The sequence below is a fragment of the Amorphus sp. 3PC139-8 genome, assembly GCF_040750475.1.
Lineage (GTDB): Bacteria > Pseudomonadota > Alphaproteobacteria > Rhizobiales > Amorphaceae > Amorphus.
The window spans coordinates 1-14,135 of the sequence record NZ_JABJVY010000003.1; the positions used below are offsets into that span (position 1 = coordinate 1).

Annotated in this window: 10 protein-coding genes and 1 tRNA gene; 6 read left to right on the forward strand and 5 right to left on the reverse strand. The window is 61.1% G+C overall.

All coding sequences use genetic code 11. The annotated features are described in order from the left end of the window. Window positions 1–616, reverse strand: a 616-nt coding sequence (locus HNS03_RS04000) for a LysR family transcriptional regulator (protein WP_367193280.1), incomplete at its 3' end; no start/stop codon positions are given. Window positions 617–1,141: 525 nt separating this feature from the next. On the opposite strand from HNS03_RS04000, the gene HNS03_RS04005 reads away from it, so the two are divergent. The 4 genes from HNS03_RS04005 to HNS03_RS04020 all read left to right on the forward strand — a co-directional run bounded on the left by HNS03_RS04005 (window position 1,142) and on the right by HNS03_RS04020 (window position 6,202). Further along, window positions 1,142–2,371 (forward strand): C4-dicarboxylate TRAP transporter substrate-binding protein, encoded by a 1,230-nt coding sequence (locus HNS03_RS04005; protein ID WP_367193282.1) that lies wholly within the window; start codon window positions 1,142–1,144, stop codon window positions 2,369–2,371. Between the two features lie 105 nt (window positions 2,372–2,476). Beyond that, complete coding sequence (locus tag HNS03_RS04010; RefSeq protein WP_367193284.1) at window positions 2,477–3,028, forward strand: TRAP transporter small permease subunit; 552 nt, start codon at window positions 2,477–2,479, stop codon at window positions 3,026–3,028. Then, window positions 3,025–4,518 (forward strand): TRAP transporter large permease, encoded by a 1,494-nt coding sequence (locus HNS03_RS04015; RefSeq protein ID WP_367193285.1) that lies wholly within the window; start codon window positions 3,025–3,027, stop codon window positions 4,516–4,518. The genes HNS03_RS04010 and HNS03_RS04015 overlap by 4 nt, the downstream gene beginning before the upstream one ends. 67 nt (window positions 4,519–4,585) lie before the next feature. Then, window positions 4,586–6,202, forward strand: coding sequence for a thiamine pyrophosphate-binding protein (locus HNS03_RS04020; protein ID WP_367193287.1), 1,617 nt, complete (start codon window positions 4,586–4,588; stop codon window positions 6,200–6,202). Window positions 6,203–6,326: 124 nt separating this feature from the next. Here the strand turns inward: HNS03_RS04020 and galE are convergent, their stop codons facing one another. The 4 genes from galE to HNS03_RS04040 all read right to left on the reverse strand — a co-directional run bounded on the left by galE (window position 6,327) and on the right by HNS03_RS04040 (window position 11,892). Further along, entirely contained in the window at window positions 6,327–7,319 is a 993-nt protein-coding gene (gene galE / locus HNS03_RS04025; protein WP_367193288.1) for a UDP-glucose 4-epimerase GalE, read from the reverse strand. Window positions 7,320–7,452: 133 nt separating this feature from the next. Continuing rightward, window positions 7,453–9,636: an HAD family hydrolase gene (locus tag HNS03_RS04030; RefSeq protein WP_367193290.1), complete on the reverse strand. Its 2,184-nt coding sequence runs from the start codon at window positions 9,634–9,636 to the stop codon at window positions 7,453–7,455. 1 nt (window position 9,637) lies between these two features. Further along, entirely contained in the window at window positions 9,638–11,311 is a 1,674-nt protein-coding gene (locus HNS03_RS04035) for a glycosyltransferase (protein ID WP_367193291.1), read from the reverse strand. A 506-nt stretch (window positions 11,312–11,817) separates the two neighbouring features. Further along, a tRNA-Glu gene (locus HNS03_RS04040) sits at window positions 11,818–11,892 on the reverse strand. A 364-nt stretch (window positions 11,893–12,256) separates the two neighbouring features. Between HNS03_RS04040 and HNS03_RS04045 the strand changes: the two genes are divergently transcribed. Continuing rightward, entirely contained in the window at window positions 12,257–13,435 is a 1,179-nt protein-coding gene (locus HNS03_RS04045; RefSeq protein WP_367193292.1) for a hypothetical protein, read from the forward strand. Between the two features lie 74 nt (window positions 13,436–13,509). Then, window positions 13,510–14,130 (forward strand): MarR family winged helix-turn-helix transcriptional regulator, encoded by a 621-nt coding sequence (locus HNS03_RS04050; protein WP_367193294.1) that lies wholly within the window; start codon window positions 13,510–13,512, stop codon window positions 14,128–14,130. Window positions 14,131–14,135: the final 5 nt, after the last annotated feature.

The following is a 14,135-nucleotide window of genomic DNA, read 5'->3' on the forward strand; positions in this document are numbered from 1 at the left end:
GCCGGCCACCCCGGTCGTAGCTCCAACACCCGTCATGCACTAAGACTGAAACTGGACCACTTCGTTGGGGCAGGTCAGAAGCATGCTCGCTCAAGGTGGATCCTTCGGGGATCGCGAGGATCAGCGGTTCGGTGCTCAAAACCTCCTTGCGGAATTCCAGGTCCTCGAGCTCCGGTCGAGCCACGGCGATGTCGATTTCGCGCTCGACCAGCGCACGCTGCAGGTTTGCCGTGCTCAGTATGAGGAGATCGAGATTCACGTCCGGGTAGGCGTTCCGATAGTTGCGGATCACCCCCAAAAGGGCGCCGTAAGAGGCCGACCCGACAAAGCCGATGCTCAACCGCCCGGCAGAGCCGGTGCCCACGCGCTGCGTCTCGCGCAGGGCGATGTCCAACCGATTGAGCAATTGCCGTGCATGATCGCGCAGCACGCAGCCGGCCTGGGTCAGCCGGATCTGGCTGCGCGCGCGATCGAAAAGCTGAACGCCCAGCTCTTCCTCGAGCGCGGAAATCTGGCGCGACAGCGGCGGTTGCGCGATGTCGAGCCTGGTCGCCGCCCGGCCGATATTCAGTTCTTCGGCCACGGCGAGAAAATATTCGAGCTTTTTGAAATCCATGAACCTCCTCCCCTTATCTTTTTGTTTGAGCACATGCATACCGCCGGACGCCGCTACCCGGTAGTCTTTCGGCTCCAAACAGCTTTGTCGGCCGACATCGGACCGCGGCGGAGGCAACAACGCCACCGAAGGGCATGAACTCGTAAATCCAAAGGTTCCGGGCAGAGACCATTTGGTCGAACGCAGGCCTTCAGCGCAGCAAACCGACAAATGGCCGCATCGCGAGGTGGGGGGTTCGGCGCGGCAGACGAACATATTCTCCCATATAATGGAAATTTAAGACTCATTTTCCCACAAGACGAGCTCGTCTTGCCCGGCTCGCCATCGCACGCAGACGCGTCTTCCTCCACGGTCAACGCCTGTTGCCCAGCCGCAAACATGACGGAGCATACCCCGAAACGGGTTGCGATCAGATTTTGCCGCAGAAAAGTTGTCCCGTATTGTAGGAAATGATACCACTTGTTTTGCGCGAAATCGATCGATACGAGGCGCCAATATTTCCGGGAGATCCGGTGGGAGGATTCTATGAAGCATGCATTTTTCCGGACGGCCCTGTCCGCCGCCGCAATGGCTGCGGCAACGATGGTCGCGGCCGGCCCGGCCACCGCCGCCGACAAGGAATGGCTTGCCGATCTCGAGCCGCAAGTCCTGAGGCTCGCCGATTTTTCCGGTGACCAGAACGCCAACTTCGGCAAGGCGATGGTCCAATGGGAAGAGGCAATCACCGAGTTCACCGAGGGCAAGATCACCTTCGAGAACTACTGGTCGTCGTCGCTTCTGGGAGCACTCGATACGCTCAAGGGCGTTGGAGATGGGGTGGCCGACATCGGGCTGATCATCCCAAGCTACATGCCGCAGGAGCTGCCCGTCGGGTCCTGGCTGTTCGGTTTGGGAGCCGCGCTGAGCGGCTCTACGGTGCATGACGTCGCCGCCGGCGGCGCTGCCGCGTTGGAAACGGTCCTGACCTTTGATCCGCTGATTCAGGAATACGCATCCCACAACGTCAAAGTCCTCCAGGCAACGGCAACCCCGGCGTACAATCTGCTGTGCAACACGCCGATCACCACCCTGGAAGACGCCAAGGGCAAGCGCGCCCGCGCCATCGGGGCCGTCTGGTCGCAGACCGTCGAAGCGCTCGGCATGACCCCGGTCAGCATCGCCTGGAACGAGGCGTACGAGGGTCTGCAGCGCGGCGTCTTCGATTGCATGGTGATCAACCCGAATCAGTATGTCGACGGGCTAGTCCTGAAGGATGTCGCACCGGAATATGTGCCGGTCACCATGGCGCAGCTCCAGGCCTCGACCTGGGTGATCAACCTGGACGTCTGGGAAAGCTTCCCGAAGGAACTGCAGGACTTCATTGTCCAGGAAAATGTGCGAGCCGCCTATAATATCTGGAAAGGCTATCTGGAGATCGAAGCCAAGGCCGGCGATCTGATCGCTGCCGGCGAGGAAATCCACACCAACGACATCTCCGAGCTGGAGCCCGTCGCCAGGCAACAGCGCAGCGACTATGTGGCCAATCTCTCCGAATCGGCACCGGGCACCGTGCCGGACCCGCAGGCTTTCGTTGAGAGCTATGAGGAGCGCATCGCATACTGGACCGACGCGCTCGAGCAGCAGGGCTACAAAGTGACCGAACGCACTCCGGAGGCGATCCTCGAGGCCTTCTCCGGACTGCGCGACGTGGACCTGTCCGACTTCTACGCGAAGTTCAACGACGAGGTCACGCCGTCGCTCCTGAACCAACAATAACGCGACAAGCCTCTCCGGCCCGATCGGCCTCGCCGGAGGGGTAACATCCGCTTTCCGGAGTGTAAGGAGATCGCGGCTTCGATGTCACAAACGAGACCTGACAACATGACGGGGCCAGAGCGCGGCGCCTCGTTCTCCCTCCTTCGCCTCATCGACAGATTGAGCGCGGTCTTCGCCTATGGCGCTGCCGCGGCGGTGATCCTTCTGGCAACGAGTGTCTTCATCGACGTCGTCGGCCGGACGCTATTCAGCAGTCCGCTCACCGGAACGCTCGAAATGACGGCCTATTGGTGGATGCCGATGCTGACCTTGCTTGCGTTCGGCTACACCGAACAGAGACAGGAACACATCAAGGTGACGATCCTGCTCGACGCGCTGCCGCTTCGCATGCGCCAGATCGTGGAAGGGACCTTCGGCCTCGTCGCCACCGCACTTGTGATGGCCCTGACCTATTACGCAGCGGTCGACGCGTTGGAAAGCGCGCAAGTCGGCCAGACGACGGCCTCTTCGCCTCCGATCGCGATCTGGCCGTTCAAATTCGTTGCCGTTGTCGGGCTCGCGATGCTGTCGCTGCAGGCTGCGGCCACCGCCTTCCGATATTTCGCCGGTCTCCTTCCCGACAGGCAGGACGCCGAACTTGACGGGGATACCCTTTGAGCGGAAGCACCCCGCCCGCGGGCGACACGGCATCGGGCGCTATGGCGACCGGCAAGCATCGGGCTGCCCGCGCGGTCTTTTTCGTCGGCCTCGCAGTCGCCATCGCCGCATCGATCGCGATGCTGTATCTCGACATGCCCAAGCAGGTCACGGGCATGCTCGTCATCGTGCTGAGCATTGTCTTGCTCTTGATGGGTATACCGGTCGGCATCGCCATGCTCGGCGCGGCCGTTCTGGGCCTATATGCCCTCAGCGGCCCCAGAGTGGTTACCTCCACCCTGGAATCCGTCGGCTTCGATGCCGTCGCGTCCTGGTCCTACAGCGTCATTCCCATGTTCATTCTCATGGGCATGCTGCTTTGGAAATCGGGCCTGACGGAAACGGCGTTCGAAAGCGCGCGCCGGTGGCTGGGCTGGATGCCCGGCGGCCTAGCGGTTGCCACTAACTTCGCCGGTGCCGCGCTGGCCGCCAGCAGCGGCAGCACGATCGGCATTACCTACGCTTTGGGCCGGGTATCGATCCCGGAGATGCTGAAGACCGGCTATCATCCGCAGCTGGCCGTCGGCAGCGTGGCTGCGGCCGGCACGCTCGGCCAGATCATCCCCCCGAGCCTCCTCCTCGTTGTCTATGCCGGCGCCGCGTCCCAGCCGGTCGGCCATCAGCTTCTCGCCGGTGTGGTGCCGGGGCTGATGCTCGCCCTTGCCTTCGCGCTCATGATCGTCACACGTGCCGTGGTCGATCCGTCCATGGCACCGCGCGTCGACATGAGCAAAGTGAGCTGGCGCATGCGGATGGAGTCGCTGGTTGAAGGCGTTCCGATTCTGATCGTCGTCGTCACCGTCATCGGCGGGCTCTTTGCCGGCATTTTCACGGCGACGGAGGCCGGCGTGTTCGGCATGTTCGCCGCACTCCTGTTCGGGACGATCAACTGTCTGCGCACGAACGGTTCGTGGCGGGCCGTCGCCACGATGATCCGGGAATCGCTCGCCGGCACGCTGACGAGCACGGCCTCCATCTTCCTTTTGATCATCGGCGTCGTCGTGCTGACGCGTGCGATGGCGCTCAGTCAGGTCCCGAACGCACTGGCCCAAGGCATCGTGGATATGGGCCTCGGCCGGATCGAGTTGCTGCTCATCCTGATACTCGTCTACCTGCTTCTGGGCATGTTCATGGACACGCTCGCCATGATGTTGCTCACGATTCCCGTCCTCCTTGCCCCACTCAAAGCAGTGGGAGTCGATCCGCTTTGGTTCGGCGTGTTCCTTGTCGTCATGGCGGAGGTCGGCCTGCTCACGCCGCCGCTCGGCATTCTGACCTTTATCGTCCATCGAATAGCGCTGGATCCACAAGCCAACCTTGGGAAGCCGATAAGCCTCGGCACTGTGTTCAAAGGCGTTGCTCCGTTCGCATTGACCGCGATTGTCGTCTTGTTGCTGCTCATCTTCTTCCCCGGCATCGTCACGTGGCTTCCGAGCCAGAGCAGCGGTTGAGATCGCGTCCGGAACACATCTTTCCGGACGCTGCGTCGCGGGCACCACCCTGCGGAATAGGTGAGGCATGAAAGTATTTGAAATCTTGGCGCGGAGCCTGGCGAATGCTGGACAGGGGCCGCTGTTCGGGCTCGTCGGCGACGCGAACCTCTACATGATCGACAGTTTCCTGCGCGACTGCGGCGGCCGCTACTACGGCGCGGCAAACGAGAGCGGAGCGGTCTTGATGGCGCTCGGCCATGCCAGCGTTTCCGGCAAGGTCGGCATCGCAAGCGTCACGCACGGCCCGGCCGTGACCAACACGCTGACCGCGCTGGCCGAGGGCGTTAAGGCCTCGCTGCCCGTCGTGTTGATGTGCGGCGACACCGCCTACCATGATCGCGAGAACCTGCAGAACATTGCCCAACGCGAGGCCATCCTGTCGACCGGAGCCGGCTTCGACCAGGTCAACGCGGCCGAAACGGCCGCCGACGATCTGGCGCGCGCGATCCGGCGTGCCTATGGCGAACGCCGCCCCATCGCCCTGAATATTCCGGTCGACATTCAACGTCGCGAAGTCGAGGCGGAAGCGTCGACGCCGCTGGTCTCGTTCTCGGTGCCGACGATTACACCGACGGGCGACGATCTGGACAACGCCATCGGACTGGTAGCGGCCGCAAAGCGGCCGATCGTTCTCGCCGGACGCGGCGCAACCGATCCGGCCTCGAGGGAGGCGCTCCTGCGCCTGGCAGAACGGCTGGAAGCTCCGCTGGCGACAACATTGAAAGCGAAAGACCTCTTCCGCTCGGAGGACTTCAATCTCGGCGTCTACGGCACCCTGAGCACGCCGAAATCAGTGGACGCCATCATGAAAAGCGATTGCGTGATCGCGTTCGGCGCCAGCCTCGGAACCTACACGACATCGGATGGTGGGTTCGTCAAAGGCAAGCGCGTGGTCCAGGTCATGGCGCGGGAGGAGGATATCGGCCTGCGCCATGTGCCGGATGTCGGCCTCGTCGGCGGAATGAAGGAAACGGCGGACCTGTTCGTCCATTGGCTGGACGAAGCAGAAATCCCGCCCTCCGGCTTCCGAGCCGAACTGGACCCGAAGGGCCTTGCCGACCATCCGGACCCGGCGTCCGGCCAACAAAGGAGCATGGGGCTCGACTACGTCACCGCGCTTTCGCGCCTCGACGCGCTGCTGCCGGCCGACAGGATCTATGTGACGGATGCCGGACGTCACATGGTCAAGGCGCTGCAATATCTTAACGTCAACGCCCCGTCCGACTTCGTGCTGACGGCGAATTTCGGCTCCATTGGCCTGGGAATGGGCCACGCGAACGGCGCCGCGGCCGCCTGTCCCGAACGAACCGTGGTGCTGACCATCGGCGATGGCGGCTTCATGCTAGGCGGATTGGCGGAATTCAACACGGCCGTGCGTTACGGCCTGAACCTCGTCGTGGTGCTGTGCAACGACGGCAGCTACGGTGCCGAGCATGTCCAGTTGCGCGACAAGCAAATGAACCCTGCGGTCTCACTCTTCGAGTGGCCCGAGTTCGCTCCGCTCGCTCAGGCTCTTGGCGGGAGAGGCGTACAGGTGCGTACTCTGGACGACTTCGACGCTGTAAAGTCCGCCCTCGCAGAGAGGGACGGGCCGTTGCTGATCGAACTCAAGCTCGATCCGGACCATATGCCGTTCTACTGAGCGGCAGATACACTCTCGCCAACCGCGCTTTTCACCGGATCGTTCCCAGATCAGCAGATTGCTGAAAAAATCGCCATTTTAGACACGTTCCCAGCCGGGCTGGAAAAGAGCTGCCTGCAACGCCTCATTCCGCGCGATACCCGCCAGTCCGGTACCACCGCCAAGCATCCTCAATCATCTGCTTGAGGATCGAGCGATCCGCGCTCCAGCCAAGTTCCTCTTTGGCACGACGGCAATCGGAGACCAGCAACGCGGCATCTCCGGCGCGCCTCGGCCCGTAGACAAAGGGAACGGGGCGCCCGGTGACCGCTTCAAACTCGGAAATGACTTCCTTGACCGAAAAGCCCTGCCCGGTTCCCAGATTGAAAACCCTGCTCCCTTTCCGTTGGAGCAACCAATCGAGCCCCTGCAGGTGCGCCGCCACCAAATCCATGACGTGCACATAGTCCCGAACGCACGTCCCATCCGGGGTCGAATAGTCGTCCCCAAATATCGTCAGCGCGTCCCGCTTCCCCGTCGCGGCCTCAATCAGCACGGGGATCAGATGCGTTTCAGGCTGATGCCATTCCCCAATCTCGGCTTCCGGATCCGCGCCAGCGACATTGAAATAGCGGAAGACAACCGCATTCAAACCTTTGCTGTTCTCGAAGTCTCGTAAAATATCTTCAACTGCACGCTTCGAGGCAGCATAGGCATTGAGTGGCATCTGCCGGCTATCTTCCGTCAACACCACGCCGTCTTGATCGCCGTAGGTCGCGCAGGTCGATGAAAATACGATATTTCGGCAGCCGGCGGCCGTCATCGCCTCGACCAAATTGAGCGATCCGACCACGTTGTTGCGCCAATACAACCCTGGACTGGCCACCGATTCTCCAACTTGGCTGAGAGCGCCAAAATGAAGAACCGCAACTGGCCGATGTTCCGCAAAGGCTCCCTCTAGCGCCGCCCTGTCGAGTAGGTCGCCCCGCACGAACGGACCGAACTTGACCGCTTGTTCCCAACCCGTCGACACATTGTCGAATGTGACGGGCACGTATCCGGCCTGCGCCAACACTTTACAAGCGTGCGAACCAATATAACCGGCCCCGCCCGTTACCAATATGGCGTCGCCCGACATCGTTATATTTCCCGCTTGCTGCATTCATCTTCGGAATGAACGTATTTTTTCAAATTTGCGCCATCCGAAATGTGCGCCCCCGAGCGACACACTCGCACCGAAACCCAATCCGCGAGGCATCTTCGAAGAGCGGTCAGGGGCGCAGATTCAATCGCTTCGCCCGGCGCTGTAGTCGCCGGATCGCTTGCCACTCGCTGACGGCCATTGGGTGACGCAGAGCGTAAGATTTCCAGGAGCGCCCACCCATGGCATGAGCCATAATCTTGGCCTCATTCCTCAACTTTTTCGGAAGCGCCGCCGCGATCAATGGATACGGGACATCGACAGAACTCGCGCCCCCACCATCCGACCGCGCCCCGGAAGACACATCCAGATTGATGCGATCGAACGCCGCTTTCCAGAAGCATCGATTTCTCGCTTCTTCAACTGCCGAAGCCGACGCTCGCTGCTCTCGCGACAGCAACATCGCCAACGGTTGACGCTGTTGATTGCTTCCGGGGCCATCCGAATGCGTAATGCTCGCCAGCAGCGCGATCTCCTGGTCCGTCGGCTGCATCACGAGACGCAGAAATGGCTCCGCCCAGGCCGTGCAATTCAGCGTTTCCGGCGAGAAATAGTCAAAGAGGTAAAGGTGATCTTCGACGAACTTTACGACACCTTCTTGCGCCTCAAGCGCAAAGCGCTGATGCTCAAGCTCCTCTTCGCCTTGCTCTTCCAAAACGGGGCGCACAACCCCGTCTTCCTTTGTCAGCGCAATGGTCGAACCATGATCCGCAGTGAGGATAAACTCCATAAGCTCAGTCCCGCCACTCAGCAGCGCTTCGCGGAACTGATGATAATGCGGACTCTGATTCAGCCACCCCGACATCTTAAGCCCGAGGCGAAAATTATGATCGGCGTGATCTGAATGGAGACTTAGATACAAGCCTTCTACGCGCTCAACCGCCGACGCGTCCGACAACGAATGCACGAAGCATCTTTGAATATTGCCTAGCCATCCGATATCGATCAACGCAATCCGATCGGACTTCCCGAACGCAGCTTGATAATAGTCTTCAAATTCCTTCCTGCGTTCGCCACTTGCACACAAGGTGTCATAAAATAGCGAATTGATCGCATTGACCGCCAAACGTTGTTCATGTTCTCCATGAAGCGGCGCGTCGGCATCCGCTATGCCATGTTGAAGCAAAACTCGCTGATACTGTGAAGCATCAAGCCCGGCAGACTTCAAGGCGCGTCGCGCGCTCTTCGACGTTCGACTACCAGCATAGTACCATGCTCTGCCGGGGTTCCAATCACGTTGGCCCGTCATATAGCCTGTGGCACGCGACATGTAGAAGTATTCACTTTCCACATCGAAGGATTGGACTTTTTCCTGACAGGCAGCAAATAGCCGAAGCGGCAGCCAGCCGTCGCGTGCAATAAATAGAGCGCGATCCAGTTTGCGGGCCCGCAGCTCCGACATCAGCCAGCAGGTGAACCCAAAGAGCATGGGGCCCCAGACCTTGTACCCGATCTGGGCGAGCGGGCTCTCGGGCAGTTTGTCCTGGTTCTGAGGCAATTCGAGCGAGTTGATGATCGAGTGAACCGCAGTCGCCGGGAACTCCGGACCGGACGGGCGAAGCCGGTTCTCGACCTGCGCCCAATCGGCAAACAACGCTCGCACTCCCGCCGCTTCGGCCATTTCGACATCAGCCTGCCGGTTGTCGCCGACATGAAGCCACGTCGTGTCCAGCGACCACCCCTGATCTGCCGCCACGTGGGCAAACATCGTGCCTCTATGCTTGGAAACCCGGAGCTCACCCGACACGTAAACCGGACAGGATGCCGCCTCCGGCACATCCAGCTCAGCCAGCCGCTGACATATCCACTCCGACGGCAGATACATGTCGCTCAGAAAGGCAACTTTCGCGCCCGCTTCCTTGGCCGCGCGATAGAAGTCCAAGCCCGTCGGCGACGCGTACAAGAACGCAGTTTCCAGCTCCAGCTCACACGCTTTTAGCCAAGCGAGAACATCATCCGGGAGACCGCTAAGCTGCTGGAGCTCCGAGTAAATCTCATCAAAGCTGATCTCGCCTTCGTCGCCATGCTCCGCCACCCGGCGTTTGCGCGCATCGGCCTCCGCGGACATCCGCAATTGCGTAAATCCATTGAGCGCATCGTGATGGAGGAGAGCAAAATCCTGCTCGAACGCACGCAGACGAACAAATTCGAAGACATCAACCGGTGCGGTCACCCGACGGTGAAGGATCGTGTCAAAAACATCGAATGTGACGACATTCACGCCTTTCAGAAGCCGCGACCATTCTCTGTTCATCTTAGGAACCCTTCAAACCGTCTTCGATGTGCTCAAGCTTCAGCGACAGATCCCGCATCAGGGACGCCATAGGCGACCCCACGCCGGCGCCAGCCATCCCTTCTCGCAACCATCGATTTCGAACAAAAGTATTATAGATAAGATGCTTCCCGGTTTCCGCGTGCACAGTATTTCCCATCACCCCGGATGCCTTCGGCCGGTGATGATAAAAAGCCAACACTTCCGGATGGATCCAAACGTCGTACTGCGAGCAGAATCTTATATGGAAATCCCAGTCGCCAAGCACGGGCAGGACGTCATCGAACATTCCAAGGTCTTTGCAGATCGAAAGATCGAAAATAAAAGCGATTGGCGGAAACAAGTTCCTTACCAGCATTTTGGAGAGGTCCAACACCCCTTCGTTCTTTAAGGACTGGTCCGGCCCCGCCTGCCAGGGGGTAAGATTATCAACTTGAATATGATTGCCGCTAACGGTCTCGTAGACGTTGTTGAGCCCCACCGCGATACCGCGAATGGAAGGAAATTGCTGGTTGCGCGTGCGGAGAATTTGCGTCCCGACCGACAGCATCTCCGGAGCCCAGCTATCATCGTCGTCGTGGATGATCGCAAGGTCCGTACCAAGAACGGAAATCCCGGCATTGCTGGCCGCTTCCATGCCTTGCGACTGCTCGTGATGGATCACCCGCACTCGCTCGTCGTCACCGAAGACGGCTGAGATCAGCCTGTTCACCGGGTCGGGGTCGCCACCATCGTTCACAACGACCAATTCCCAGTGCGGGTACGTCTGGCGTTTCACGCTTTCAAAAGCCCGGCGAAGCAGCACCGGCCGATTTTTGGTCCGCGTGACGATCCCGACGCTGCAGGTCTCGGAATAGATTGAAGCTGCGTTTTTCTTTTGCGTGGACGAGACATGCCGATACCAAGGCGCGTGCTTTTCAGGATTTCGCGCCTGGATTTCGTCCCGATTCACGAAAATCAGATTTACATGCGTTTCAGCAGCCAGAATATAATTGACCGAATGCATAAACGCGATCATTTTCTCCCGCATACCGGGGTAAAAATGTTCCGATGGCTCTGCCTGGAAAATATAGGGTCGCCACCGGGCCCAATCGATATCCTCCATGACGACGAGATCGCCGCCTTCAACGTCGATCGAGACGTAGATCGGATCCTGGTCGGCGAAATACCGTTCCAGCAGAACATTCGGACGCAGCGCGGGTGCCTGCTGCACCTCGGTCACTTCAAGTTTTTCCGCCGGCCACTCTTCGACGAAACGTCGCTCTGTTGAGCTAAGTTCGGATTGACTGGAAACAAAGAAGTCGACGAATTCGGCATCGTAGTCGACGATGGCCGCATGCACGACCTCGTCGTCGCTGCGCAACCGCCTCAAATCGTCGAGGAGCCCTTGGTTTGCTTCCACCAGCACGCCACGCATCCCGTGGCGACGATTCAATAAATAGGTCGAGCTGGTCGCAAATGGGTGATTCGCGCCGATTTCCAAATAACGCTGACCTTCAAGCGGCTCCCCGAGCCGGGCCGCCCGGGCGGCGAGCAGCGACTCGACGATCAGATCTTCCCCGACTTGCCCGTAATGTTCCGGAAAACGGACCTCAATGTCTGGTACAGCTTGATCGTTTCTTTCACAAGCCTCATACACAAAAGTATTTCGGGACATTTTTCATCCGTATTTCGTTGCCTATAGGGCCAAAGGCAAGCACAAAATTGTTGTTCGACCATCCGGCTGGGCGCTAGGAGTGCCCTCCTATACAGAATTAGGCCTGCGACCTGCAAGGCTGGACCGAAGCTTCCTCGCCAGCGATTCGGTTGCAATGATCGCGTGAGATGGGACCGTGTGACCTCAGGCATTCCGCATCGGTCGGACAATTGGTGTCGGGGTCGAAGTTCCTCGCGTTTCAAGCTGCCGTCAGGGCCTGCCGGTCGTTTGGCCGCCGATTGAGCGTCGCGTGGCATGCGGAGCGCGGCGCCCGTCCGCCGAGGGGCGGGCACTCACGGCCCGCGAGGAAGTGCGGAACGTTCGCGGCCATATGGAAGACCTCCTCGCCCGCATCGCCGAACGGGGAGCAAGACGTTTGTCAAAGCTTTCAAGATTCGGAAACAGAAGGTTTTGGCGCGCCCGCTCGAACCCACTTTTGGACGAGGGCGACCATTCCCAAAAGGGAATGGCGCGCCCTACGGGAGTCGAACCCGTCTTTCCAGATTGAAAATCTGGCGTCCTAACCGATAGACGAAGGGCGCAGCCGGCAGCGCGATGTGCGCGGCAGAGCCGGGTTATAAGGAGCGCATCGGCGGACGGCAAGGGGCGGAATCGCCTCGATCCACCGACCCGGTGGATTTTCCCTTCCATGTTTTCTAAAGCGAACCCGTCAGACAACGGTCAGGACCTTTTCCGCCGCCTGTGGCGTGAGGAGCGCGCGAGCGCGGAGAGACCGGAGCCGGCGGATGGACGCAAAGGTCGCCTCGAGAAGACGGGCCGAAAAGGAAGGCGAGAGCTTCGAGAGGCCGACATGAGCGTCGACACCGCGGACGTCGTCTCAAAATCATCGCGATCGGAGCCAATAGTTCCCGTTTCGATTGCGAGCCGAACAGGACAGACTGTGCGATGATCAACGTTTCGACCCTCCTGCGCCCCTTGCGAAACCGGCCCCGGCGCGCGCTGCGGCTGTGGGCGGGGGTAATCGCGCTGGCGGTCGCCGTGCCCCTCGCCGCGATTGCTCAGGAAGGCCCAGTGCCGCCGCGCGATCTGGGCGCCATCGACCAGCAGCTTCACTCGCTCCTGCAATATGCCCCGCCCGGAGCGCCGCAGTCGTTCCGCGCACCGTCCGGCGCCCGCGTCGATATCCGCGCCTTCTCGCCGGTGGAGCGGCGCAGCGGCCGGCCTTGCGGCAACTGCGGCAACCCGTGCCGCGGCTACCGCATCGACTACGTCACCGCCAACCAGAGCGAGCGGGTAGTAATGGAAGGCTACCGTTGCCGTCGCGGCGACGGGCTGTGGGTGATGGTCCAGCCGGAGACGATCATCAGCCGGGAATCGGCCGCCCCCGAACCCACCTGGCCGGAAAATGGCGACGTGCCGGAGATGCCGGAGGACGAGCTGCGCCGGCGCGGGATCCTGCCCCCGACCGTAACCACCGATGCGACCGATGTCACCGGCGGCGACAGCGAAAGCGGCCCGGTTCAGCTCTCCCCGGACGGCGAGACCGAGACCCTGCAGTCCGTGCTCGACCCGAACGCCGTGGAAAGCGCGCCGCTGCCCGATGCCCAGAGCGCGGACGCCTCGCCCACACAAAGCGAACAGCCTCCCTCCTCGCAGACGGCGGCAGCCCCGAACGCACCGAACCAAGCGTCCGAGCCGACGCCCCAGCCGACCACTGCCGACCAGCGCGGCCCGGTGCGCACCGCCACCGCGCGCCCGATCAGCGAGACCGACACCGTGTCGCGCGTGGTCTATCCCGGTGCCTCGTCGGATGGCAGCGCGGGCGAGGGCGGCACCGGCGATCGCCCCGCCACCGAGGCGGCGATGGAGCCGGCGCTCGCCGACCCGGCGGTGGCTGAACGCCTGAAGGAGCTTCACTATCTCCCCGCTTCCACTTCGCCTGAGGACCGCGAAGCGATCCGCACCGCGATCGGCGAATTCGCCGTCGACGAGCAGTTCGCCTTGCCGGTCGATGCGAATGCCCTCTCCACGCGGCTGGAAGCAGCGGCCGAACGCAACGACCAGCTCTCCGCCTGCGACGACGCCAGCGGGGTCGAGACCGTCTGCGAAGAGACCCAAGAGTAGGGCCTGTTGAACATCGCCCGCACCGGCTGCGCCGCAGTCCGAAATCGTTGACAAGGACAACGAACTTTCCGAGCATGCGCAAAATGCCGGTCGACCGGCGCCCCCAGGAAAGGCGCCCGGTCGATGCGGCGAATTTCGAGCCCGGGAAACGAGGCGGCGTGGAGGAAACGGAGGGAGCGAACAGCGGCAGGCACCCGCAGGTCGCGGATATTCGCGATCTGGTGACATTCCGTCTTGCCATGCTGGCCGGCGTGATCGACCGGGTGGGGCAGAGCTGGCTCAAATCGGACTATGGATTGAACATTCGGCTGTGGCGCGTGCTCGGCATGGTCGCCGCGCTGGAACCGGTGCGCTTTGGCGAACTCGTGCACACCCTCCAGCTCGACAAGGGCCAGCTCTCACGCCTGGTCAAGACGCTGGCCGCCGAGGATCTGTTGTCCGTCGATCCCGATCCGAGCGATCAGCGAGTGACGATCGTGCGGCTGACGGACAAGGGCCGCGCGACCAACCGGGAGGTGCTTCTGGCCGCGCGCCAGCGCAATGAGCAAGTGCTGTCGGAACTCACGCCTGAGGAAGCGGACACCCTCGTGCGGCTTTTGGACAAGCTGCATCCGCTCCTGGAACACCGGGCCCACGCCGAGGAAACCGGGCAATCGCTGGCCCGATCGCGACGATCGCAAACCATTGAAGACTGACGAAC